General features: G+C 73.1%; 20 protein-coding genes and 3 pseudogenes. 13 read left to right on the plus strand and 10 right to left on the minus strand.

Translation table 11 applies throughout. The features are described 5' to 3' along the window. Positions 1 to 3: 3 nt before the first annotated feature. Positions 4 to 249: pseudogene (locus ACH4NX_RS16000) on the minus strand (winged helix-turn-helix transcriptional regulator); the annotation flags it as partial. Here ACH4NX_RS16000 and ACH4NX_RS16005 point away from each other — a divergent pair. Next, a pseudogene (locus ACH4NX_RS16005) lies at positions 249 to 776 on the plus strand (hypothetical protein); the annotation flags it as partial. The pseudogenes ACH4NX_RS16000 and ACH4NX_RS16005 sit on opposite strands and share 1 nt — an antisense overlap. Here ACH4NX_RS16005 and serC read toward each other — a convergent pair. After that, positions 755 to 1873 (minus strand): phosphoserine transaminase, encoded by a 1119-nt coding sequence (gene serC / locus ACH4NX_RS16010; protein WP_398127549.1) that lies wholly within the window; start codon positions 1871 to 1873, stop codon positions 755 to 757. The pseudogene ACH4NX_RS16005 and the gene serC overlap by 22 nt on opposite strands. 110 nt (positions 1874 to 1983) lie before the next feature. Between serC and ACH4NX_RS16015 the strand changes: the two genes are divergently transcribed. After that, positions 1984 to 4848 (plus strand): FAD-binding and (Fe-S)-binding domain-containing protein, encoded by a 2865-nt coding sequence (locus tag ACH4NX_RS16015; protein ID WP_398127550.1) that lies wholly within the window; start codon positions 1984 to 1986, stop codon positions 4846 to 4848. 156 nt (positions 4849 to 5004) lie between these two features. Here the strand turns inward: ACH4NX_RS16015 and ACH4NX_RS16020 are convergent, their stop codons facing one another. The 3 genes from ACH4NX_RS16020 to ACH4NX_RS16030 form a co-directional block, all read right to left on the minus strand. Beyond that, a complete protein-coding gene (locus tag ACH4NX_RS16020) occupies positions 5005 to 5376 on the minus strand; it encodes a VOC family protein (protein ID WP_351389279.1) in 372 nt (123 codons plus the stop codon). A 71-nt stretch (positions 5377 to 5447) separates the two neighbouring features. Beyond that, positions 5448 to 5807 (minus strand): hypothetical protein, encoded by a 360-nt coding sequence (locus tag ACH4NX_RS16025; protein ID WP_398127551.1) that lies wholly within the window; start codon positions 5805 to 5807, stop codon positions 5448 to 5450. Continuing rightward, complete coding sequence (locus ACH4NX_RS16030) at positions 5804 to 6022, minus strand: hypothetical protein (protein WP_351389414.1); 219 nt, start codon at positions 6020 to 6022, stop codon at positions 5804 to 5806. The genes ACH4NX_RS16025 and ACH4NX_RS16030 overlap by 4 nt, the downstream gene beginning before the upstream one ends. Positions 6023 to 6046: 24 nt before the next feature. Between ACH4NX_RS16030 and ACH4NX_RS16035 the strand changes: the two are divergent. Next, positions 6047 to 6277, plus strand: a pseudogene (locus ACH4NX_RS16035) (SAM-dependent methyltransferase); the annotation flags it as partial. An 87-nt stretch (positions 6278 to 6364) separates the two neighbouring features. Here the strand turns inward: ACH4NX_RS16035 and ACH4NX_RS16040 are convergent. The 4 genes from ACH4NX_RS16040 to ACH4NX_RS16055 all read right to left on the minus strand — a co-directional run bounded on the left by ACH4NX_RS16040 (position 6365) and on the right by ACH4NX_RS16055 (position 8836). Continuing rightward, on the minus strand, positions 6365 to 6940 hold the full coding sequence (locus ACH4NX_RS16040; protein WP_351389274.1) for a dihydrofolate reductase family protein: 576 nt from the start codon (positions 6938 to 6940) through the stop codon (positions 6365 to 6367). Positions 6941 to 7002: 62 nt separating this feature from the next. After that, a complete protein-coding gene (locus ACH4NX_RS16045) occupies positions 7003 to 7617 on the minus strand; it encodes a dihydrofolate reductase family protein (RefSeq protein ID WP_398127552.1) in 615 nt (204 codons plus the stop codon). Between the two features lie 96 nt (positions 7618 to 7713). After that, positions 7714 to 8166, minus strand: a complete 453-nt coding sequence (locus ACH4NX_RS16050; protein ID WP_351389267.1) for an NUDIX domain-containing protein — start codon at positions 8164 to 8166, stop codon at positions 7714 to 7716. 91 nt (positions 8167 to 8257) lie between these two features. Then, on the minus strand, positions 8258 to 8836 hold the full coding sequence (locus ACH4NX_RS16055; RefSeq protein WP_351389264.1) for a helix-turn-helix domain-containing protein: 579 nt from the start codon (positions 8834 to 8836) through the stop codon (positions 8258 to 8260). 108 nt (positions 8837 to 8944) lie between these two features. On the opposite strand from ACH4NX_RS16055, the gene ACH4NX_RS16060 reads away from it, so the two are divergent. The 10 genes from ACH4NX_RS16060 to ACH4NX_RS16105 all read left to right on the plus strand — a co-directional run bounded on the left by ACH4NX_RS16060 (position 8945) and on the right by ACH4NX_RS16105 (position 21622). Then, entirely contained in the window at positions 8945 to 9901 is a 957-nt protein-coding gene (locus ACH4NX_RS16060) for an NAD(P)-dependent alcohol dehydrogenase (protein ID WP_351389261.1), read from the plus strand. Between the two features lie 325 nt (positions 9902 to 10226). Further along, on the plus strand, positions 10227 to 11210 hold the full coding sequence (locus ACH4NX_RS16065; RefSeq protein ID WP_398127553.1) for an EamA family transporter: 984 nt from the start codon (positions 10227 to 10229) through the stop codon (positions 11208 to 11210). A gap of 203 nt (positions 11211 to 11413) precedes the next feature. Continuing rightward, entirely contained in the window at positions 11414 to 12244 is an 831-nt protein-coding gene (locus ACH4NX_RS16070; protein ID WP_398127554.1) for a TIGR03084 family metal-binding protein, read from the plus strand. Then, entirely contained in the window at positions 12241 to 13923 is a 1683-nt protein-coding gene (locus ACH4NX_RS16075; RefSeq protein ID WP_398127555.1) for an acyclic terpene utilization AtuA family protein, read from the plus strand. The genes ACH4NX_RS16070 and ACH4NX_RS16075 overlap by 4 nt, the downstream gene beginning before the upstream one ends. Beyond that, a complete protein-coding gene (locus ACH4NX_RS16080; protein WP_398127556.1) occupies positions 13920 to 15518 on the plus strand; it encodes an acyl-CoA carboxylase subunit beta in 1599 nt (532 codons plus the stop codon). Before ACH4NX_RS16075 ends, ACH4NX_RS16080 begins: the two co-directional genes overlap by 4 nt. 52 nt (positions 15519 to 15570) lie before the next feature. After that, positions 15571 to 17418 (plus strand): acetyl/propionyl/methylcrotonyl-CoA carboxylase subunit alpha, encoded by a 1848-nt coding sequence (locus ACH4NX_RS16085; protein ID WP_398127557.1) that lies wholly within the window; start codon positions 15571 to 15573, stop codon positions 17416 to 17418. 55 nt (positions 17419 to 17473) lie between these two features. Continuing rightward, on the plus strand, positions 17474 to 18628 hold the full coding sequence (locus tag ACH4NX_RS16090; RefSeq protein WP_351389245.1) for an acyl-CoA dehydrogenase family protein: 1155 nt from the start codon (positions 17474 to 17476) through the stop codon (positions 18626 to 18628). A gap of 26 nt (positions 18629 to 18654) precedes the next feature. Beyond that, positions 18655 to 20223 (plus strand): 4-coumarate--CoA ligase family protein, encoded by a 1569-nt coding sequence (locus ACH4NX_RS16095; protein ID WP_351389242.1) that lies wholly within the window; start codon positions 18655 to 18657, stop codon positions 20221 to 20223. Next, positions 20220 to 20954, plus strand: coding sequence for an enoyl-CoA hydratase family protein (locus ACH4NX_RS16100; protein ID WP_398127558.1), 735 nt, complete (start codon positions 20220 to 20222; stop codon positions 20952 to 20954). The genes ACH4NX_RS16095 and ACH4NX_RS16100 overlap by 4 nt, the downstream gene beginning before the upstream one ends. Next, positions 20942 to 21622, plus strand: coding sequence for a TetR/AcrR family transcriptional regulator (locus ACH4NX_RS16105; protein WP_351389237.1), 681 nt, complete (start codon positions 20942 to 20944; stop codon positions 21620 to 21622). The genes ACH4NX_RS16100 and ACH4NX_RS16105 overlap by 13 nt, the downstream gene beginning before the upstream one ends. Here the strand turns inward: ACH4NX_RS16105 and pdxH are convergent. Continuing rightward, positions 21612 to 22304 carry a pyridoxamine 5'-phosphate oxidase gene (pdxH, locus tag ACH4NX_RS16110; protein ID WP_351389234.1) on the minus strand — a complete coding sequence of 231 codons (693 nt, stop codon included), beginning with the start codon at positions 22302 to 22304 and terminating at the stop codon, positions 21612 to 21614. The genes ACH4NX_RS16105 and pdxH overlap by 11 nt on opposite strands. Between the last annotated feature and the right edge of the window lie 122 nt (positions 22305 to 22426).

The raw sequence follows: 22426 nt of genomic DNA on the forward strand, positions 1-22426 counted from the left end.
GGCTCAGGGAATGGCCTCAATACGTTCCATGTGCTCCTCGCCCCACTCGCCGAGGGGGGCGAGCGCGGCGTTGAGGGAGTGGCCGAACTCGGTCAGCGAGTACTCCACCTTTGGCGGTACCTGGTGAAAGACCTCGCGATGCACCAGGCCACTGGCTTCCAACTCCCGCAGCTGAAGGATCAGCATCCTTTCGCTGATGCCGGGCACCGATCGCCTCAACTCTCCAAAACGGAGCGGCCCTTCACCGAGCGACGACCCTGAGGGTGCTGGGCGGCGACACCGTCCGTCTCGGCGACGAGACGGATCTCGCCGCGCTCTACGAGATGGCGGTCGGTGGCACCCTGCTGCCGGCGCTCGTCGGGTTCTTCCAGGGCGCCGCTGCTGTCCGGGCACGCGGGCTGGACGCGAGCACGTTGGTGCGCTTCACCATCAAGTGGTTCGAGATGATCAATTCCGTCCTGCCGGCCCTTGCTCAGGAGATCGACAGCGGCGATTACAGTAAGCCCGCTTCTTCTGTGAACGTGTTCCTTGCGGGAGCCGCCAACGACGAAGAGCTCGGCAAGGAGTCGAACATCGACACGGCCTGGCTCGCCCCCCTGCATGATTTGCTGAAGCGGGCCGTCGAGATTCCCGACGGTGTCCGAGAGCGGGTCATCGACTGCGCCGGTCTCGACGTGCTGGGGGTACGGATGCGCGAAGGGCGCCCGGCGGATGATCCGCCGGGCGCCCTCCGTCGTCGTACGGGAAGGAGCGGCTACAGCTTCTCGATGACGTAGTCGACGCACTTGGTCAGTGCCTCGACGTCCGCCGGGTCGATCGCCGGGAACATCGCGACGCGCAGCTGGTTGCGGCCGAGCTTGCGGTACGGCTCGGTGTCGACGATGCCGTTGGCGCGCAGCACCTTGGCGACGGCGGCGGCGTCGATGTCGTCGGAGAAGTCGATGGTGCCGATGACCTGCGAGCGCTTGGCCGGGTCCGAGACGAACGGGTCGGCGTACTTGGCTCCCTCGGCCCACGAGTACAGGCGGGTCGAGGAGTCCTTGGTGCGGCCGGTGGTGAAGTCCAGACCGCCCTGGCCGTTCATCCAGTCCAGCTGCTCGCCCAGGAGGAACAGGGTGGCGAGCGCCGGGGTGTTGTACGTCTGGTTCTTGCGGGAGTTGTCGATCGCGGTCGGCAGCGAGAAGAACTCCGGGACGTGCCGGCCGCTCGCGTGGACCCGCTCGGCGCGCTCGATCGCGGCCGGGGAGAAGACGCCGATCCACAGGCCGCCGTCGGAGGCGAAGGACTTCTGCGGGGCGAAGTAGTAGACGTCGGTCTCGGCGATGTCGACCGGCAGACCACCGGCCCCGGAGGTCGCGTCGACGAGGACGAGGGAGCCCTCGTCGGCGCCGGCGACCCGCTTGATGGGCATGGCGACACCGGTCGAGGTCTCGTTGTGGGTGAACGCGTACACGTCCACGCCGGCCTCGGCCCGCGCCTCGGGGTGCGTGCCCGGGTCACAGGAGACGACCGTGGGCTCGGCCAGCCAGGGGGCGAGCTTCGCGGCCTTGGCGAACTTGGAGGAGAACTCGCCGAAGCTCAGGTGCTGCGACTTGTTCTCGATCAGGCCGTGGGTCGCGACGTCCCAGAACGCGGTGGAGCCGCCGTTGCCGAGGATCACCTCGTAACCGTCGGGGAGCCGGAACAGCTCACGGATGCCCTCACGGACCTTGCCGACCAGGTTCTTGACCGGGGCCTGTCGGTGGGAGGTGCCGAGGAGGGACGTACCGGTGGCGGCCAGGGCGTCCAGCGCCTCCACCCGCACCTTGGAGGGGCCCGCGCCGAATCGACCGTCCGCGGGCTTGATGTCAGCAGGAATCTGGATCTCAGCCACGAGCGGGAGCGTATCCCCTCGGCGAAACCGGACGGGGAGATGTCCGTCCGATGAGACGAGATCTCCGCCTCGCGGACCTGTACTGAGCTACAAGCCCCCATCCTGGACGCATGACCGATCTGGAGGCAGCACTGCGCGGGGCCGTCCGGGGCGAGGTCGGATTCGACGTCACCTCCCGGGCCCTGACGACCATGGACGCGTCCAACTACCGGCGGGTGCCGCTCGGCGTGGTGGCGCCGAGGGACGCCGACGACGTGGCGGCCGTACTGGAGGTGTGCCGGACGCACGCGGTGCCGGTCGTGGCGCGGGGCGGGGGTACGTCGATCGCGGGGCAGGCGACCGGCACGGGTGTCGTCCTGGACTTCACCCGGCACATGAACCGGCTGGTCTCCCTCGACCCGGACGCCCGCACGGCGGTCGTCCAGCCCGGCCTGGTCCTCGACCGCCTCCAGGAGGCCGCCGACCCGCACGGCCTGCGCTTCGGCCCCGACCCCTCCACCCACAGCCGGTGCACGCTCGGCGGAATGATCGGCAACAACTCGTGCGGCTCCCACTCGGTGGCGTGGGGCACGACGGCGGACAGCGTGCGCGAGCTGACGGTGCTCACCGCGCGCGGACGGCGGCTGCGGCTCGGGCAGGAGTGGGCCGGGGCGCCGGAGGGCCTGCGTGAGCTGGCCGACGGCGACCTGGCCCGCCTGCGCACCGGCTTTCCCGACCTTCCCCGCCGTATCTCCGGCTACGCGCTGGACGCGCTGCTGCCGGAGCGGGGCGCGGACGTGGCCCGCTCCTTCTGCGGTTCGGAGGGCACGCTGGGCGTGCTGACCGAGGCGGTGGTCCGGCTGGTCGAGGCACCGCGCGCGCGTGCGCTGGCGGTGCTCGGGTACGCCGACGAGGCAGGGGCGGCCGAGGCGGCGGCCGGGCTGCTGCCGCTGGGCCCGCTGACGGTGGAGGGCATGGCGGCGGACCTGGTGCCGGATTCGGCCGCGGCCCTGCTCCCCCGGGGCGGGGCGTGGCTGTTCGTGGAGACGGGCGGCGAGTCGGCGCCACAGGCACGCGCGCGTGCGGAGGCGGTCGTGCGGGCGGCCGACGTGGTGGACGCGCTGGTGGTGACCGACCCGGCCGGGCAGCGGGCGCTGTGGCGGGTCCGGGAGGACGCGAGCGGCACGGCGACGCGGATGCCGGACGGTTCGGAGGCGTGGCCCGGCTGGGAGGACTGCGCGGTGCCGCCGGCCCGCCTCGGGGCCTACCTCCGGGACTTCCGGGGCCTGCTGACCACCCACCACCTGCGCGGCACGCCGTACGGGCACTTCGGTGACGGCTGCATCCACGTACGCATCGACTTCGACCTGCTGACGGACGCCGGGGTCGCCCGCTTCCGCCGCTTCTCCGAGGAGCTGGCCGACCTCGTCGTGGCGCACGGCGGCTCGCTGTCCGGGGAGCACGGGGACGGGCAGGCGCGGGCGGAACTGCTGCCGAGGATGTACGGGCAGGAGACCGTCGCCCTCTTCGAGCGCGCGAAGGCCGTCTGGGACCCGGACGACCTCCTCAACCCGGGCATGCTGGTGCGCCCGGCCCCGCTCGACGCGAACCTCCGCTTCTCCGTCCTGCCGCGTGAGCCGGTGGACGTGGTCTTCGGCTACCCGTTGGACGGGGGCGACTTCTCGGCGGCGGTACGGCGCTGTGTCGGCGTCGCCAAGTGCCGTACGACGTCGGTGGCCGGCTCCGGGGTGATGTGCCCGTCGTTCCGGGCGACGGGGGACGAGGCGCACTCCACGCGCGGACGTGCCCGCCTGCTGCACGAGATGCTCGCCGGCGAGCTGGTGACCGACGGCTGGCGCTCCACGGAGGTCCGGGACGCCCTCGACCTGTGCCTGTCCTGCAAGGGCTGCCGCTCCGACTGCCCGGTCGAGGTCGACATGGCCACGTACAAGGCGGAGTTCCTGCACCACCACTACGCCGGCCGCCGCCGCCCCGCCGCCCACTACGCGATGGGGTGGCTGCCGGTGTGGCTGCGCTGGGCGGCGCGGGCGCGTGCGGCGCCGGTCGTCAACGCGCTGGCGGGCGTGGGACCGCTGGCCGCGGTGGCGAAACGGCTGGGCGGGATCGCGGGCGAGCGGGAGGTGCCGAGGCTGGCGGGGGAGACGTTCAGCAGGTGGTGGCGCGGGCGGCGGCCCGTCGCCGCCGGCACCGGCGAGCTGGTGGTCCTGTGGCCCGACACGTTCACGGAGCACCTCTCCCCCTCCGTGGGCCGGGCGGCCGTACGGGTGCTGGAGGCGGCGGGGCTGCGGGTGGCGCTGCCGCCGACGCTGCGGGGACGCGCCGTGATCGGCGACGGTACGTCGAGGTCGGCGGCCTCCCTCCTGACCGCCCGCCGGGGCCGGGTCTGCTGCGGACTGACGTACGTCTCCACGGGCCAACTGGACCGCGCCCGAGCGGTGATGCGCCGCACCCTGGACCTGATGGCCCCGGTGCTGGAGACGTCCGCGCCGGTCGTCGTCCTGGAACCGAGCTGCGCGGCCGCCCTGCGCACCGACCTGCCCGAGCTGCTGCACGACGACCCGCGGGCGGCTCGGCTGGCGGCCCGTGTGCTGACCTTCGCGGAGGCCCTGGAGCGCCACGCCCCGGACTGGACCCCGCCCACCGTGGACCGCCCTGCCACCGGCCAGACCCACTGCCACCAGCACGCGGTCCTGGGCGACGCGGCCGACCGCCGCCTGCGCGAGGCGGCCGGCCTGACCGGCGAGCTGAGCGGCGGCTGCTGCGGCCTCGCGGGCAACTTCGGCTTCGAGAAGGGCCACTACGAGGTGTCGGCCGCCTGCGCGGAGGACCAGCTGCTCCCGGCGGTGCGCGAGGCCCCGGACGGGGCGGTGGTCCTGGCGGACGGCTTCTCCTGCCGGACGCAGCTGGAGCAGTTGGGCGGGGTGCGGGGGCGGCACCTGGCGGAGGTGCTGGCGGAGGCGTTGGAGGGGGAGTGACGGGGCGACGGGCGGGTGGCGGCAGTCCCTCCGCCGGGGCAGCTCGCAGAAAGTGTGAACGAAGTCGGGCTGATGTACTTACCGCGCTCATCTGAGAGCGAGCCCCGAGAGCCTCGGTCGGCCCCACCGGCCCGGCCGACCGAGGAGGGTCGCTGATCAGCCTCGGCAGATGCAGAAGGGATGACCGGCCGGATCGGTGAGTACCCGCGCCCTGGCAGCCTCGTGAGGCTGGTGATCCGGCTTCCCCGCGCCCAGCTCCAGCAGCCGGGCCTCGGCCTCGTCCAGGTCCGCGACGTAGAAGCAGAGGTGCAGCTGCTGGGGGACGTCCTGCCCGGGCCAGACCGGAGCCCGGTAGTCGTCGACCCGCTGGAATCCGATGAAGAGGCCGTCCTCGCGGTTGAGCCCCGCGAAGCCGGCATCCGACTCCGGGTGCGGCTCGAGACCGGTGGCCTGCTGATAGAACGCCGCCAGAGCCGGCGGGTCGGGACAGTCGAGGGTTATCGCGGCCAACCTCATCTGCGGCGCCATGTCATCTCCGAGCCGATCGGTGAACCTTCGGGGTGGACACCCTAGAGGCAGCGGGCGTGGCCTCGCTTCGCTCACAGACGCCCGGGGTCAGGACGGCCCCGCAGGAGGAGCCGGGGCCGTCGACTGTTCGTCTGCCTCTCAGTTCGCCGAGCCGAAGGCTTCCAGCCGTCGCCGCGGCTCTCGGCCACCCGCAGAACGTCGGCGAGACACTCCGCCAGTCGCTCGGCGAGGTAGCGAAACTCACCGTGCGGCGCGTCGGGGAGGAGACAGTGGGCGTGGGCCAGGAGTTCGAGGCCCATCCCGAGCTGGGTCGACTCCGTGGTGTCGGCCAGCCGTGAGACCGGGCCGCCGTCGTTGTCGGTGATCAGGTAACAGGGCTTGCCCTCGGGGCCGGACCAGGGGAGCAGGCGGGGCTCGGGCGGCTGGGTCATGCCGCCACCTCCAGCTCGTACGGCGCGTCCACGAGGACGTACGGGCGTACGGCCACGGTCTCGACTCCGTCGAGGACGGAGGGGAGGCCGTAGGGGCTGCGGTGAAGGGGAAGAGGTGTCATGCCGTCGGCGGCCGGGTGGTTCGGTGCGGTGTGCGCCGCCGGGTGCGGGCCGGTGCGGCGGTGAGTGCCTCGGGGTTTGAGCAGCAGGCTCAACCACGTGACGAGGCGGCCGATAGGAAGCAGTTGCGCGACGAGGTGGTGGCGGCGGGCTTCGTCGGCGCGGACGTCTTCGGGATCGAGGGACCCGCCTGGTCCCTGCTGGCGGCGGCGGAGCGGAACACCGGCCAGTCGTTCCGTGAGTCGAGCCTGTTCGAGTCGGTCCTCACCGCTGCCCGTATGGCCGAGCCGTATCCGGAGTTGCCGGCGGCGAGTTCGCACCTGCTGGCCGTGGGGCGCCGACAGGAGTGAAGGGGGGCCTGCTGTGTCCAGCCGCGCTGAACGGCCGTCCCGGCGTTACTGGGCACCATGGGGTTCCAGCGGCCCCAGGCCGTGTTGTCAGGACGCCGTCCGCCCCGTCACGCGGTAGCGCAGGTGGACGACTCGTGAGTTGAAGGTGCGGGTCTCGACGAGTTCGAGGTCCACCCGGCGCTCGTCCCGGGGGAAGAACGGGATGCCCCCGCCGACCAGCACCGGGTAGACCATGATCCGGTACTCGTCGATCAGGCCCGACGCGGCCGCCTCGGCGGCGAGTGTCGCGCCGCCGATCGCGATCTCGCCCTCGCCGGGTTCGGCCCGCAGCCGCTCGATCTCCTCCGCCAGGCTCCCGGAGGCCAGCCGGGCCTGCCCCCGTACCTGCGCCAGCGTGGTGGAGAACACCACCTTGGGGAGCGGATTCCAGAGCGCGGCCCATTCGAGCGCGGAGTCGTCGGACGACGGGTCCTGGTCGGCGGTCTCCCAGTACAGCATCGTCTCGTACAGCCGTCGTCCCAGCAGGTGGACGTCGACCTGCCGGATCTCGTCGATCCAGAAGCGGAAGACGTCGTCGCCGGGCGCCGTCCAGTCGAAGTCGCCGTCCGGCCCGACGATGTAGCCGTCGAGCGAGACGCTCATCGAACAGGTCACGCTGCGCATCGGAAGACCTCCTCGGTACGGCTTCGACCGTCGGCTTCGACCGTACGCCCGTCCTGCCGGGGTCACTTCTCGAAGCGGTACTTCAGGTGTGTGGCCGACGGTGTCTCGACGACCCTGAGCTGCCTGAGGCCGCGTGGTCCCGCGCCCGGACCCTCGAAGAGCCGCAGCCCGTCGCCGAGGAGCGCGGGCACCACGTGCAGCTGGAGTTCGTCGACGAGCCCCGCCGCGAGGTACTGCCGCACGGTGCTCGCCCCGCCGCCGATGTCCACGTTCCCGTCCCCGGCGGCGACCTTCGCCTGCTCCGGGGCGCTGTGGACGCCGTCGGTGACGAAGGTGAAGGTGGTGGCGCCCTCCTTGACCAAGGTGGGGCGGGGGCGGTCGGTGAGGACGAAGACGGGGGTGCGGAAGGTCGGGTTGTCGCCCCAGAACTCCTCGCCCGTGTCGTACATCATCCGGCCCATGACCACCGCTCCGGTCGCGTCGAACCACTCCCGGACCAGCTCCGGGTCGCGGTTCTCGTCCCCGCCGGTCATGCCCTGGCGCTCCCGCCGGCTCGCCAGGGTGTGGATCCACTCGAAGACCGGCCCGGCGCCGTCGCCGCCCGGGTTGTCGAGGGTGACGTTCGGACCGGCGACGTAGCCGTCGAGTGTGATGGCCATGTCAGCGGTCACGGTCATGAGGGCGCTCCTGCGGTCGTGGGGTGTGTGGGCGTACTGCCTTCACCCTCACGTCGATCGGGAGCGCGCCTTCTCGACACCGTCCGCGCGGGAATCTCAGAGCGCCGTCTCACCCCGTACGAGCGGACCGCACACCGGCTGCACGCCCTCGGGGAGGCCGTCCGGGCGGCACCAGCGGGCCTCCAGGATCTCGAAGGGGTCGACGCGCAGCTCGCCGCCCAGCAGGCGGGCCTCGTAGGCCACTTCGAGGCGGGTGCGGAAACCGCTGTTCATCATCACCAGGCGGCCCACCTCCACGTCGAGCCCGGTCTCCTCCCTGACCTCGCGGACCACGGTCTCCCGGAAGTCCTCGCCCTTGTGCGCGAAGCCGCTCGGCAGGCCCCACTGGCGGCCCGGCGGCCACATCCGGTGCTTCAGCATCAGCACCCGCCCCTCGTCGTCGCGCACGACGCCGGTCACGCCGACGACGAACTTGGCGTTGAGGAACCACATGACGCGGCTCTGGAAGGGACGCAGGAGCCGCCAGACGCGGGCAAGGAGTCGTCGCACGGGACCTCGGGAGGTGTGGTGGGGCGGGTAACGGCATTCGACACGGGGACGGTACCCGCCTCGGGGCCCGGTCCGGCCGGCCGTCCCCCGCTCAGGAGCGCACACCCGCGATCGCGATGTCCAGCAGCCGGCCCGCCTGCGATCCGTCGTCGTCCTCCTCCGTGACGAGGGAGATCGCGCTGACCAGCGCGAGCAGGTCCTCGGCGCGGACACCGGCACGCACCGTGCCTGCCCGCCGGGCCCGCTGGAGCAGTTCGTCCGCCGCGGTGGTGATCATCGCCGCGCAGCCGTCGTCGTCCGTCAGCAGGTCGGCGTCCGGGCTGTCGCGCAGCAACGACCCGACCAGGCCGCGGCTGGCGGCCGCGTACGCGTTGAAGTCCCGTAGCCAGGAGAAGAGCGCGGTGCCCGGATCGCTGTCCCGGGCATGCTCCCGGGCCCGCGAGCAGAGCGCTTCGACGCGGTCGCGGAAGACGACCTCCAGCAGCGAGCGCCGGGAGGGGAAGTGCCGGTGCAGGGTCGCCGAGCCCACTCCCGCCCGGCGGGCGATCTCTTCGAGGGAGGCGCTGGCGCCATGGGTGGTGAACGCTTCCTCGGCGGCGGCGACGATGCGTTCGTAGTTGCGCCGGGCGTCCGCGCGCAAGGGGCGTCGCGTCGTACTGCCGACCACCATGACCTCCATGATTGCCAATCGGGGTGCCTCTCCGGTTATCGTAGCGGGCATAAGTGGGGGGCCACCCCGTTTAGCGGGGTGGCGAGTGCAGAGAGTCAGGAGAACCGCATGCGTGCCGTCCAGTACGACCGTTTCGGCCCACCCGAGGTGCTGCGCGTCGCCGAGGTGCCCACGCCGCGTCCGGGGCCGGGAGAGGTGCTGGTCGAGGTGCACGCGGCCAGTGTGGACGCGGGGGAGACCGCCTTCCGTGCGGGCAGGATGCGTGCGATGACCCGCGCCCCGTTCCCCCGTGGCGTGGGCGGCGACTTCGCCGGCCGCGTCGCGGCGGTGGGTTCCGGGGTACGCGGCCGGCAGGTGGGAGAGGGGGTGTGGGGAGTCATGCCGCACTTCACCTTCGGCGCCATCGCCGACTACGTCGCCGTCCCCGAGGAGCGGCTCGCCACGGCCCCGGGGAACCTGAGCCTGCTGGAGGCCGCCGCCCTTCCGGTATCGGGAACCACCGCGCTGACCGCGCTGACGGACAAGGCACGCCTCGCCCCGGGGGAGCGGCTCCTGGTCCGGGGCGCCACCGGGGGCGTCGGCAGTGTCGCCGTGCAGTTCGGCAAGGCGCTCGGTGCCCACGTCACCGCCCTCGCCGGCGCCCGGAACCTCGACTGGATCAGGGAACTGGGTGCCGACACGGCCCTGGACTACCGTACGACCCGGCCGGAGGACCTCGGTCGCTTCGACGTCGTCGTCGACGTGGTGGGCACCCACCTCGGCGCCTACCAGGCCCGGCTGGACCGGCGGGGGCGCATGGTCGCCCTCGCCTTCGACCCGGACCGCATCGTCCTGTCCATGCTCGGTACGGGGGTACGGGCTGTCCTTCGGCCCCGGCGGATCAAGCTCTTCAGCAACAACCCCTCGGCGGAGCGCATGGCGGAACTGACCCGCTCCGCCGAGAGGGGGGACGTCCGTCCCGTGATCCACGCCGTCCTGCCGATGGACGGCGTCGCCGAGGCGCACCGCGGGCTCGAGGCGGGAGGCGTGCGCGGGAAGTACGTCGTGGACATGGGACGTCCGTAGCGCTCCTCGCGCTCCTCGCGTCCCTCCTGGCCCTCCTCCTGTCCGCTCCCGCCCTCTCGCCTCCCGCTCTGCCGTGGCCGACTTCAAAGGCTTCTGGGCTCGGTCCGTATGACGGACGGAACGGCGGACGGAGTTGACCCGGGCGGGGTGGGGGACTCATCGTCAGGTGCGTAGGCATTGCATGGTCCTGTCCGGAGGTCATTACCCTGGACCGGTCGGCGATGCGCGATGCGCGATTCGTTACGCGTGGTTCGCTCTGCGCGACTCGCGTTACGCGATGCCCGGCAGAGGTTTCGTTCTCCGCACCGAGTCCCAGGAAGGCCCCGTGACCAGCCCCAGCGCCGCCACCCCGCCCACCCCGGCCGCCGCCGCACTCGCGGGCGGCCCGGGGGCCACGTCCGCCCCGCCCGACGCCCCCGGCGGCCGGGGCTCCCTGGGGCCGGTCGGGCTGGTCCTCGCCGGTGGCCTCTCCGTGCAGTTCGGCGCCGCGCTGGCCGTGAGCCTCATGCCCCGGGCCGGTGCGCTCGGCGTCGTGACGCTGCGGCTGGCGGTGGCCGCCGTCGTCATGCTCCTGATCTGCCGCCCCCGGCTGCGCGGCTACTCCCGGGCCGACTGGAGCACGGTCGTCGTCTTCGGCGTCGCCATGGCCGGCATGAACGGCCTCTTCTACCAGGCCGTCGACCGCATCCCCCTCGGCCCCGCCGTCACCCTGGAGGTGCTCGGCCCGCTCGCCCTGTCCGTCTTCGCCTCCCGCCGCGCGGTCAACCTGGTTTGGGCGGCGCTCGCCCTGGCCGGCGTCTTCCTCCTCGGGGGCGGCGGCTTCGAGAGCCTCGACCCGGTGGGTGCCGCCTTCGCCCTGGCGGCGGGGGTGATGTGGGCGGCGTACATCGTCTTCAGCGCGCGCACGGGCCGCCGCTTCCCGCAGGCCGACGGGCTGGCCCTGGCGATGGCGGTCGGCGCGGTGCTGTTCCTGCCGCTGGGCATCGCCGAGTCGGGCGGCAAGCTCATCGAACCGTCCACGCTCGCGCTGGGTGCCGGGGTCGCCCTGCTCTCCTCCGTCCTGCCCTACACCCTGGAACTCCTCGCCCTGCGCCGCCTGCCCGCGCCCACCTTCGCCATCCTCATGAGCCTGGAACCCGCCATCGCCGCCGCGGCCGGCTTCCTCATCCTCGACCAGGCCCTGTCCGCCACCCAGTCCGCGGCCATCGCCCTGGTCATCGCGGCCAGCATGGGCGCGGTGCGGACCCAGGTGGGGCGGGGGAGGCGGGCGAAGCGTCCGTTGCCGGAGCCGGAGGCCGTCGCACGGTGACCTGCCCCCTGCTCAACTGAGCGGAGCGTGAACATTTCCCTCGAAATGTTCACGCTTTTTCCGTGCGGCCCCAAGGCCCCAAGGACCCGAGGCGCCCACCCCGTCACTCGTCCTAAAATCATGCAAGCATGCTTGATTGTTTATGGTGCCCCTGCCATGCTCCTCCCCACACCGCGCCGCCGCCGTGCCCGAGGGGAGCGACCGTGTCCGACCCGACGCCCGTGATCGACGACCTGCGCGAGGAGAGCGAGGAACTCGACGCGCTGGTCGCCCGGCTGAGTCCCGGCCAGTGGCGCCTCGCCACCCCGGCGCCCCGCTGGACGGTCGCCCACCAGATCGCGCACCTGGCCTGGACCGACCGGTCCGCCCTGCTGGCCGTCACCGACGAGGACGGCTTCCGCGCTCTGGTGGAGCAGGCCCTCGCCGCACCCGACCGGTACGTCGACGACGGCGCCGACGAAGGCGCCCGGCGGCCCCCCGCCGAGCTGCTGGCCACCTGGCGGGAAGGCCGCGCCGCCCTCGACAAGGCGCTGCGCGAGTCGGCCCCCGGCGCCCGTTTCCCCTGGTACGGCCCGCCCATGGCCGCCGCCTCCATGGCCACCGCCCGCCTGATGGAGACCTGGGCCCACGGCCTCGACATCGCCGACACCCTCGGGGTGACGCGCCCGCCCACCGGCCGTCTGAGGCACGTCGCCCGCATCGGCGTCCGCGCCCGGGACTTCGCCTACGCCGCACACGGCCTCACCCCGCCCGCCGAGCCGTTCCGCGTCGAACTCACCGGCCCCGGCGGCGACGTGTGGGCGTACGGCCCCGAGGACGCGGCGCAACGCGTCACCGGCCCCGCCCTCGACTTCTGCCTCCTCGCCACCCAGCGCGCCCACCGCGCCGGCCTCGCCCTCACCGCCGAGGGCCCGGACGCCGACCGCTGGCTGGACATCGCCCAGGCCTTCGCCGGGCCGCCGGGAGCCGGACGCCCGTCGGGGACCGGACGCCCGCCGGGGACCGGACGCCCGTCGAAGGGAACCGTTCAGTGAGCGTGCTCCGCGTCGGCAACGCCTCCGGCTTCTACGGCGACCGCTTCGACGCCATGCGCGAGATGCTCACCGGCGGCCCGCTGGACGTCCTCACCGGCGACTACCTCGCCGAGCTGACCATGCTGATCCTGGGCCGCGACCGGCTGAAGGACCCCGGTGCCGGGTACGCCCGCACCTTCCTGCGGCAACTGGAGGAGTGCCTCGGCCTCGCCCACGACCGGGGCGTGAAGATCGTCAGCAACGCCGGCGGGCTCAACCCCGCCGGACTCGCCGACGCCGTACGCACCCTCGCCGACCGCCTGGGCATCCCCGTACGGGTCGCGCACGTCGAGGGCGACGACCTCACCGCCGCCCACCCGGGAGCGCTGGCCGCGCACGCCTACCTCGGCGGGTTCGGCATCGCCGAGTGCCTGCGCGCGGGCGCCGACGTGGTCGTCACCGGGCGGGTCACCGACGCGGCCCTGGTCACCGGGCCCGCCGCCGCGCACTTCGGCTGGGCGCCGACGGAGTACGACCGGCTGGCGGGCGCGGTCGTCGCCGGGCACGTGCTGGAGTGCGGGGCGCAGGCGACCGGCGGGAACTACGCGTTCTTCGGCGAGGGCGGCGCCCCGCGGCCCGGCTTCCCCCTCGCCGAACTCCACGAGGACGGCAGCAGCGTCGTCACCAAGCACCCCGGCACCGGCGGCCTCGTCGACGTCGGCACCGTGACCGCCCAGCTCCTGTACGAGACGGCCGGGGCGCGGTACGCGGGACCGGACACCACGGCCCGCCTGGACACCGTACGGCTCACGCACGACGGCCCCGACCGGGTGCGGATCGACGGCGTCCGGGGCGAGGCCCCGCCCCCGGAGCTCAAGGTCGGGGTCAACCGCCTGGGCGGCTTCCGCAACGAGGTCGTCTTCGTCCTCACCGGCCTGGAGATCCCGTCCAAGGCGGCGCTGGTACGACAGCAGATGCGCGACTTCTTCGCCGCGTCCGGGTCACGTCCGGCCGAGGTGAGCTGGGATCTGGTCCGGACCGACCGGGCCGACGCCTCCACCGAGGAGACGGCGAGCGCCCTGCTGCGGCTCGTCGTGCGCGACCCCGAGCAGGAGAAGGCCGGCCGGGTACTGAGCGCGGCCGCCGTCGAACTGGCGCTGTCCAGCTACCCCGGCTTCCACGTGCTGGCCCCTCCGGGCAAGGGCGCCCCCTACGGCGTGTTCGAGGACGCCCGTGTCCCGCGGGACGCCGTGGACCACGTGGCCGTCCTCCACGACGGGCGCCGGGTTCCCGTGGCACCGGCCCAGGACACCGCCGTACTGGCGGACGTACCGGAACCGCCCCTGCCGCGACCCCTCCCGCCCGGCCCCGTCCGCCGCGCCCCCCTCGGCCTCGTCGCAGGCGCCCGCAGCGGCGACAAGGGCGGGGACGCCAACGTCGGCGTCTGGGTCCGGACCGACGACGCCTGGCGCTGGCTCGCCCACGAACTGACCACCGACCGGTTCCGGGAACTGATCCCCGAGGCCCGCGACCTGCCCGTCACCCGGCACCCGCTCCCCGGACTGCGCGCCGTCAACTTCGTCGTCGAGGACATCCTCGGCGAGGGCGTCGCCGCCCGGCACCGCTTCGACCCGCAGGCCAAGGCGCTCGGCGAATGGCTGCGCGCCCGGCACGTGGACATCCCGGAGGTTCTGCTGTGACCGTCCTCGCCTCCGCCCTCGACCCCACCGCCCCCGACCACCGGGCGGGCCGCGAGGCCATGCTCGCCAGACTCGCCGACCTCGACGCCGAACACGCCAAGGCGCTCGCGGGCGGCGGCGACAAGTACGTCGCCCGGCACCGGAAACGCGGCAAGCTCCTCGCCCGCGAGCGCGTCGAACTGCTCCTCGACCCCGACACGCCCTTCCTGGAACTGTCACCGCTGGCCGCCTGGGGCAGCGAATACGCGGTCGGCGGTTCCCTCGTCACCGGTATCGGCGTCGTCGAGGGCGTCGAGTGCCTGATCACCGCCAACGACCCGACCGTGCGCGGCGGCGCCAGCAACCCCTGGTCGCTGAAGAAGGCCCTGCGCGCCAACGACATCGCCCTCGCCAACCGGCTGCCCTGCGTCAGCCTGGTCGAGTCCGGCGGCGCCGACCTGCCGTCGCAGAAGGAGATCTTCATCCCCGGCGGCGCGGTCTTCCGGGACCTCACCCGGCTGTCGGCGGCCGGTGTCCCCACCGTCGCCGTCGTCTTCGGCAACTCGACCGCCGGGGGCGCGTACATCCCCGGCATGTCCGACCACGTGATCATGGTCAAAGAGCGCGCGAAGGTGTTCCTCGGCGGGCCGCCGCTGGTGAAGATGGCCACCGGCGAGGAGAGCGACGACGAGTCGCTGGGCGGCGCCGAGATGCACGCCCGCACCTCCGGCCTCGCCGACCACTTCGCCGTGGACGAGCCGGACGCGCTCCGGCAGGCCCGCCGCGTCGTCGCCCGCCTCAACCACCGCAAGGCGCACCCCGACCCGGGCCCCGCCGAGCCGCCGAAGTACGACCCGGAGGAGCTCCTCGGCATCGTCCCCGGAGACCTCAAGGCCCCCTTCGACCCGCGCGAGGTGATCGCCCGGATCGTCGACGCCTCCGACTTCGACGAGTTCAAGCCGCTGTACGGGACGAGCCTGACGACCGGGTGGGCGGCCCTGCACGGCTACCCGGTGGGCATCCTGGCCAACGCCCGGGGGGTCCTGTTCAGCGAGGAGTCGCAGAAGGCCGCCCAGTTCATCCAGCTCGCCAACCAGCGCGACATCCCGCTCCTCTTCCTGCACAACACCACCGGCTACATGGTCGGCAGGGAGTACGAGCAGGGCGGCATCATCAAGCACGGCGCGATGATGATCAACGCGGTCAGCAACAGCCGCGTGCCCCACCTCTCCGTCCTCCTCGGCGCCTCCTACGGCGCCGGCCACTACGGCATGTGCGGCAGGGCCTACGACCCCCGCTTCCTCTTCGCCTGGCCCAGCGCCAAGTCCGCCGTCATGGGCCCGCAGCAGCTCGCCGGCGTGCTCTCCATCGTCGCCCGCCAGTCGGCCGCCGCGAAGGGAGTGCCGTACGACGACGAGGGCGACGCGGCGCTGCGCGCCATGGTGGAGCAGCAGATCGAGTCCGAGTCGCTGCCCATGTTCCTGTCCGGACGCCTCTACGACGACGGTGTCATCGACCCGCGCGACACCCGCACCGTGCTCGGCCTGTGCCTGTCCGCCATCCACACCGCGCCCTACGAGGGCGTGCGCGGCGGCTTCGGCGTCTTCCGGATGTGAGGGGACCACTGTGACCAGCGAGGGAAGCCCTGCGACCAGCGAGGGAGGCACCGTGATCAGCACCGTCCTCGTCGCCAACCGGGGCGAGATCGCCTGCCGGATCTTCCGCACCTGCCGTGAGTCGGGAATCCGGACGGTCGCCGTGCACTCGGACGCCGACGAGTCCGCCCTGCACGCGCGCGTGGCCGACGCGGCGGTACGGCTGCCGGGCACGGCCTCCGCCGACACCTACCTGCGCGGCGACCTGATCGTGAAGGCCGCCGTCGCCGCCGGCGCCGACGCCGTCCACCCCGGCTACGGCTTCCTCTCCGAGAACGCCGGCTTCGCCCGCGCCGTCGCCGACGCGGGCCTGACCTGGATCGGGCCGCCGCCCCGGGCCATCGAGGCGATGGCGTCCAAGACACGCGCCAGGGAACTGATGGGCGTGGCGCCCCTCGGCCGGGTCACCGAGGCGGACCTGCCCGTCCTGGCGAAGGCGGCGGCGGGCGGTGGTGGACGCGGCATGCGCGTCGTACGCCGCCTCGCCGACCTCGAGGCCGCACTGACCGCCGCCCGCGCGGAGGCGGCGAGCGCCTTCGGCGACGGGGAGGTGTTCGTGGAGCCCTACGTCGAGAACGGCCGCCACGTCGAGGTGCAGATCCTCGCCGACACCCACGGCACGGTGTGGGCGCTCGGTACCCGGGACTGCTCCCTCCAGCGCCGCCACCAGAAGGTGATCGAGGAGGCCCCCGCACCGGGCCTGACGCCGGAACTCACCGGCGAACTCCACGGTCTCGCCGTACGCGCCGCCCGCGCCGTCGACTACGCCGGCGCCGGCACCGTCGAGTTCCTCGTCGCGGACGGCAAGGCGCACTTCCTGGAGATGAACACCCGCCTCCAGGTCGAACACCCGGTCACGGAGGCGCTCTTCGGCATCGACCTCGTCGCCCTCCAGCTCCGTATCGCCGAAGGCCACGCCCTCGGAACCGACCCCCCGCGCGCGCGTGGACACGCCGTCGAGGCCCGCCTGTACGCCGAGGACCCGGCGAACGACTGGGCCCCGCAGACCGGCCGCCTGCACCGCCTCACCGTGCCCGACGGCATCCGCCTCGACACCGGCTACACCGACGGCGACGACATCGGCGTCCACTACGACCCGATGCTCGCCAAGGCCGTCGCCCACGCGCCCACCCGCGCGGAGGCCGTCCGCCGCCTCGCCGGCGCCCTGGAGCGGGCCGCGATCCACGGCCCGGTCACCAACCGGGACCTGCTCGTCCGCTCCCTGCGCCACGAGGAGTTCACCTCCGCCCGCATGGACACCGGCTTCTACGACCGTCACCTCGCCGCCCTCACCGGCGGTGCGACGGCCGACCCCCTGGCCCCGCTGGCCGCCGCCCTCGCCGACGCCCACGGCCGCTCCCGCTTCGGCGGTGCCTGGCGCAACCTGCCCTCGCAGCCCCAGGTCAAGCGCTACGCCATGGCGGGCGATGAACTCGAGGTCCGCTACCACCACACCCGCACCGGTCTCACCGCCGACGGCGTACGCGTCGTCCACGCCGACGCACGCGTGGTCCTGCTGGAGGCGGACGGCGTACGGCGCAGGTTCGAGGTGGCCGCGTACGGCGACCAGATCCACGTCGACGCCACCCGCCTCACCGCCCTGCCCCGCTTCCCCGACCCCACCGCCCAGCACGCCCCGGGCTCCCTCCTCGCCCCCATGCCGGGCACGGTCGTCCGCGTCGCGGAGGGCCTCACGGAGGGGACGACGGTCCAGGCCGGCCAGCCCCTCCTGTGGCTGGAGGCGATGAAGATGGAACACCGGATCACCGCCCCGGCCACGGGAGTGCTGACGGCCCTGAACGCCACCCCGGGACAACAGGTCACGGTGGGTTCTCTACTGGCGGTGGTCCAAGGCACTTAGGGGCGCGGGGAACTGCGCGACAAGCCACGACGAGACCCGCTGACGAAGGAGCCGCATGACCCCCGTAATCGAATCCGACGAGCACAAGTCCCTCCGTAAAGCGGTCTCCACCTTCGCCAGAAACCACCCCCGCACCCTCGGCACCGACAGCAAAAACTTCTGGCAGGAAGCCGCCAAGCTCGGCTACATCGGCGTCAACCTGCCGGAGGCGTACGGCGGCGGCGGCGGAGGCATCACCGAACTCTCCCTCGTCCTCGAAGAGATGGGCGCCGCCGGCAACCCCCTGCTGATGATGATCGTCTCCCCGGCGATCTGCGGCACCGTCATCTCCCGCTTCGGCACCGAGGCCCAGAAACGGGACTGGCTCCCCGCCCTCGCCGACGGCACCCGCATGATGTCCTTCGGCATCACCGAGCCCGACGCCGGCTCCAACAGCCACCGCATCACCACCACCGCGCGCCGCGACGGCGGCGACTGGGTCCTCACCGGCCGCAAGGTCTTCATCAGCGGCGTCGACATCTCCGACGCCACCCTCGTCGTCGGCCGCACCGAGACCGTGTCCACTGAAGAGGGCCGCACCGGCAGGCTCAAGCCCTGCCTGTTCATCGTCCCCCGCGACACCCCCGGCTTCGAGCGCCGGCAGATCGACATGGAACTGAACGCCGTCGAGAAGCAGTTCGAGCTGACCCTCGACGACGTACGGCTGCCCGCCGACGCGTTGGTCGGTGACGAGGACGCGGGCCTCCTCCAGCTCTTCGCCGGACTCAACCCCGAGCGCATCATGACGGCGGCCTTCGGCATCGGCATGGGCCGCTACGCGCTCTCCCGCGCCCTCGACTACGCCCGCGAGCGCACCGTCTGGAAGACCCCCATCGGCGCCCACCAGGCCATCGCCCACCCCCTCGCGCAGGCCCACATCGACCTGGAACTGGCCCGCCTGATGACGCAGAAGGCGGCGCGTCTGTACGACGCCGGGGACGACATGGGCGCCGGCGAGGCCGCCAACATGGCCAAGTACGCGGCGGGGGAGGCCTGCGTGAGGGCTGTCGACCAGGCCGTGCACACCCTCGGCGGCAACGGCCTCACCCGTGAGTTCGGGCTGGCCTCGCTGATCACGGCGTCGCGCGTGGCCCGTATCGCCCCGGTGAGCCGGGAGATGATCCTCAACTACGTCTCCCACCAGACCCTGGGCCTGCCCAAGTCGTACTAGCCTCTCCCGGCCGTCCTGGAGGAACCGTGTTCCGCAGCGAGTACGCAGACGTCCCGCCCGTCGACCTGCCCATCCACGACGCGGTGCTCGGCCGCGCCGCCGCCCACGGGAACACCCCGGCGCTGATCGACGGTACCGACGGCACCACCCTCACCTACGAGCAGGTGGACCGGTTCCACCGGCGCGTCGCCGCCGCCCTCGCCGAGGCCGGCGTACGCAAGGGCGACGTCCTCGCCCTGCACAGCCCCAACACCGTCGCCTTCCCGCTGGCCTTCTACGCCGCCACGCGCGCGGGTGCCTCGGTCACCACGGTGCACCCGCTCGCCACGGCGGAGGAGTTCGCGAGGCAGCTCGGCGACTCGCGGGCCCGCTGGATCGTCACCGTCTCACCGCTGCTGGCCACCGCCCGCCGGGCCGCCGAACTCGCGGGCGGCGTCCAGGAGATCCTCGTCTGCGACAGCGCGCCCGGCCACCGCTCGCTCATCGACATGCTGGCGTCCACCGCACCCGAACCGTCCGTCGCCGTCGACCCGGCCGAGGACGTCGCCGCCCTGCCGTACTCCTCCGGCACCACCGGCACCCCCAAGGGCGTCATGCTCACCCACCGGCAGATCGCCACCAACCTCGCCCAGCTCGAACCACTGATGCCGGCCGCCCCGGGCGACCGCGTCCTGGCGATACTGCCCTTCTTCCACATCTACGGCCTGACCGCCCTCATGAACGCCCCGCTGCGGCTCGGCGCCACCGTCGTCGTGCTGCCCCGCTTCGACCTGGAGCAGTTCCTCGCGGCCATCCAGAACCACCGCATCACCGGCCTCTACGTCGCCCCGCCGATCGTCCTCGCCCTCGCCAAGCACCCCCTGGTCGCCGACTACGACCTCTCGTCCCTGAAGTACGTCGTCAGCGCCGCCGCCCCCCTGGACGCGAAGCTCGCCGCCGCCTGCTCCCGGCGGCTCGGCCTGCCGCCCGTCGGCCAGGCGTACGGCATGACGGAACTGTCCCCGGGCACCCACGTCGTCCCCCTGGACGCCATGAACGACGCGCCGCCCGGCACCGTCGGCAAGCTCATCGCCGGCACCGAGATGCGCGTCGTCTCCCTCACCGACCCCGGCAAGGACCTCCCCGCCGGCGAGTCCGGCGAGATACTCATCCGCGGGCCCCAGGTCATGAAGGGCTACCTCGGCCGTCCCGACGCCACCGCCGCCATCATCGATGAGGACGGGTGGCTGCACACCGGGGACGTCGGGCACGTCGACGGTCGGGGCTGGCTGTTCGTCGTCGACCGCGTCAAGGAGCTGATCAAGTACAAGGGCTTCCAGGTGGCCCCCGCCGAACTGGAGGCCCTCCTGCTCACCCACCCCGGCATCGCCGACGCGGCCGTCGTCGGCGCCTACGACGACGACGGCAACGAAGTGCCGCACGCCTTCGTCGTACGCCAACCGGCCGCGCCCGGCCTCCCGGCGGGCGAGGTCATGACGTACGTCGCCGAACGCGTCGCCCCCTACAAACGCGTCCGCCGGGTCACCTTCGTCGACGGCGTGCCCAGGGCGGCCAGCGGCAAGATCCTCCGCCGGGAACTGCGGGGCCGTTCATGAGCCTCGTCCGCCGCGCCCGGGACCGGGGCGTCGAGACCCTCACCCTCGACTCCCCGCACCACCGCAACGCCCTCTCGGCCGCCCTCGTCACCGACCTCGCCGGAGCCCTCACCGACGCCGGCGAGGACACCGGCGTCCGCGCGGTCGTCCTCACCCACACCGGCAACACCTTCAGCGCCGGCGCCGACCTGCGCGACCCGCCCCGCCCGGACGCCCTGGCCGGCCTGCTCCGGCAGATCACCGAGCTGCCCAAACCGGTCGTCGCCCGCGTCGCCGGGCACGTCCGCGCGGGCGGCCTCGGCCTGCTCGCCGCCTGCGACATCGCGGGCGCGTCCACCGCGTCGACGTTCGCCTTCACCGAGGTCCGCGTCGGCGTGGCCCCCGCCGTCATCTCCCTGCCCCTCCTGCCCCGCACCGACCCCCGCGCCCTCGCCCGCTACTGCCTCACCGGCGAACGCCTCGGCGCCGCCGAGGCCGCCCGGATCGGCCTGGTCACGGCGGCGGGCGACGACGTGGACGCCGTACTCGAACCCGTACTGGACGGTGTGCGCCGTGCCTCACCGCAGGGCCTGGCCGAGACGAAACGGCTGCTCACGGCTAGGGTGCTGGAAGCCTTCGACCGGGACGCGGCCGACCTGACGGCACTCTCGGCCCGGCTGTTCGCCTCCCCGCAGGCCCGCGAGGGGATGACGGCCTTCCTCGAACGACGGGATCCCCCATGGGTGGTGTGAGCGGCGCCGTGAACACGGCCGACCGCGCGGAGCGCGTTCCCAAGCAGGACCGCAGCCGGGCCACCCGGCGGCGGCTCCTCGAAGCCGCCGTGTCCTGCCTCGCCGAACGCGGCTGGGCGGGCTCCACGGTCTCCGTCGTCGCCGAACACGCCGGAGTCTCCCGCGGCGCCGCCCAGCACCACTTCCCGACCCGCGAGGACCTCTTCACGGCGGCCGTGGAGTACGTGGCGGAGGAACGGTCCGTCGCGCTGCGCACCCTGTTCCCCGAGGGCGCGGCGGCCGGCGAGCGCCGGGCCGTGGTGTCCGCCCTGGTCGACCTCTACACCGGTCCGCTGTTCCGTGCCGCCCTCCACCTGTGGGTGGCCGCGTCCGACGAGGAGCAGCTGCGCGGCCGGGTGACCGAGCTGGAGGCCCGCGTCGGCCGCGAGACGCACCGCATCGCCGTCGACCTCCTCGGCGCCGACGAGAGCCGCCCCGGTGCCCGCGAAACCGTCCAGGGACTCCTGGACATGGCCCGCGGCCTGGGCCTGGCCAACCTCCTCACGGACGACGCGGGCCGCCGTGAACGGGTGGTCGAGCAGTGGGCGCGGCTGCTGGACGCGGCGCTGGACCGAGGCCGGGGCGCTCCGGCGTCCGCCGTGACGCCGTCGACGACCGTCACGGGCTGAGCCGCTCCACCCGCCAGCCCCCGTCGGTGTCCGCGTCCGCCACGTACCGCAGCCGGTCGTGCAGCCGGTTCTCCCGCCCCTGCCAGAACTCCACCGTCCGCGGCACCACCCGGAACCCGCCCCAGTGCGGCGGCACCGGCACCTGCTCGCCCGCCGGATAGCGCGCCGCCAGCTCGGCGTACGCGGCGTCCAGGGAGCTCCGGCCGGCCACCACCGTGGACTGGGCGCTGGCCCAGGCACCCAGCTGGGAGCCGTGCGGCCGGGTCCGGAAGTACGCGGCGGTCTCGTCCCGCCCGGTACGCCGCGCGACGCCCGTCACGATCACCTGCCGGGCCATCGGATGCCAGGGGAACAGCAGCGAGACGTGCGGGTTCCCGCCCAGCTCGCGCGCCTTGCGGGAGTCGTAGTTGGTGTAGAAGACGAACCCCCGCTCGTCGAAGTGCTTCAGCAGCACCGTGCGGGAGCTGGGCCGGCCCTGTGCGTCCACCGTGGAGACGACCACGGCGTTCGGCTCGAACAGCCCGCCCTCCGTCGCGGCCTGCCGGAACCAGCGGGCGAACTGCTCGACCGGGGTGGCGGCGAGCTCGGCCTCCAGGAGACCCTCGGCCCGGTACTGCTTGCGCATCGCGGCGAGATCGAAAGGGACGGCGGGGCCGGACGGAACGGCATCACGGTCGGTCACGCGGCCATCCTGCCGTATCCGCGCCGATGCCTCCGTGTCCTTCGTCACCCCCTGGCACTGAGTGCCGCAACCCCTCCCCAAGCGTGGCACTCGGGGATATCGTGCTTGCTCCCGATCCGGTT

The sequence above is a fragment of the Streptomyces sp. NPDC017225 genome (genome assembly GCF_044331465.1).
Taxonomy (GTDB): Bacteria; Actinomycetota; Actinomycetes; order Streptomycetales; family Streptomycetaceae; genus Streptomyces.

Bases quoted from the DNA above. Each gene is read 5' to 3' on its own strand.
- ACH4NX_RS16020 (WP_351389279.1), bottom strand. From the start codon at position 5,376: ATGGCGCCGCAGATGAGGTTGGCCGCGATAACCCTCGACTGTCCCGAC.
- ACH4NX_RS16055 (WP_351389264.1), bottom strand. From the start codon at position 8,836: ATGGTGGTCGGCAGTACGACGCGACGCCCCTTGCGCGCGGACGCCCGG.
- ACH4NX_RS16045 (WP_398127552.1), bottom strand. From the start codon at position 7,617: ATGACCGTGACCGCTGACATGGCCATCACACTCGACGGCTACGTCGCC.
- ACH4NX_RS16025 (WP_398127551.1), bottom strand. From the start codon at position 5,807: ATGACCCAGCCGCCCGAGCCCCGCCTGCTCCCCTGGTCCGGCCCCGAG.
- ACH4NX_RS16040 (WP_351389274.1), bottom strand. From the start codon at position 6,940: ATGCGCAGCGTGACCTGTTCGATGAGCGTCTCGCTCGACGGCTACATC.
- ACH4NX_RS16090 (WP_351389245.1), top strand. From the start codon at position 17,474: ATGACCCCCGTAATCGAATCCGACGAGCACAAGTCCCTCCGTAAAGCG.
- ACH4NX_RS16105 (WP_351389237.1), top strand. From the start codon at position 20,942: ATGGGTGGTGTGAGCGGCGCCGTGAACACGGCCGACCGCGCGGAGCGC.
- ACH4NX_RS16060 (WP_351389261.1), top strand. From the start codon at position 8,945: ATGCGTGCCGTCCAGTACGACCGTTTCGGCCCACCCGAGGTGCTGCGC.
- ACH4NX_RS16100 (WP_398127558.1), top strand. From the start codon at position 20,220: ATGAGCCTCGTCCGCCGCGCCCGGGACCGGGGCGTCGAGACCCTCACC.
- ACH4NX_RS16015 (WP_398127550.1), top strand. From the start codon at position 1,984: ATGACCGATCTGGAGGCAGCACTGCGCGGGGCCGTCCGGGGCGAGGTC.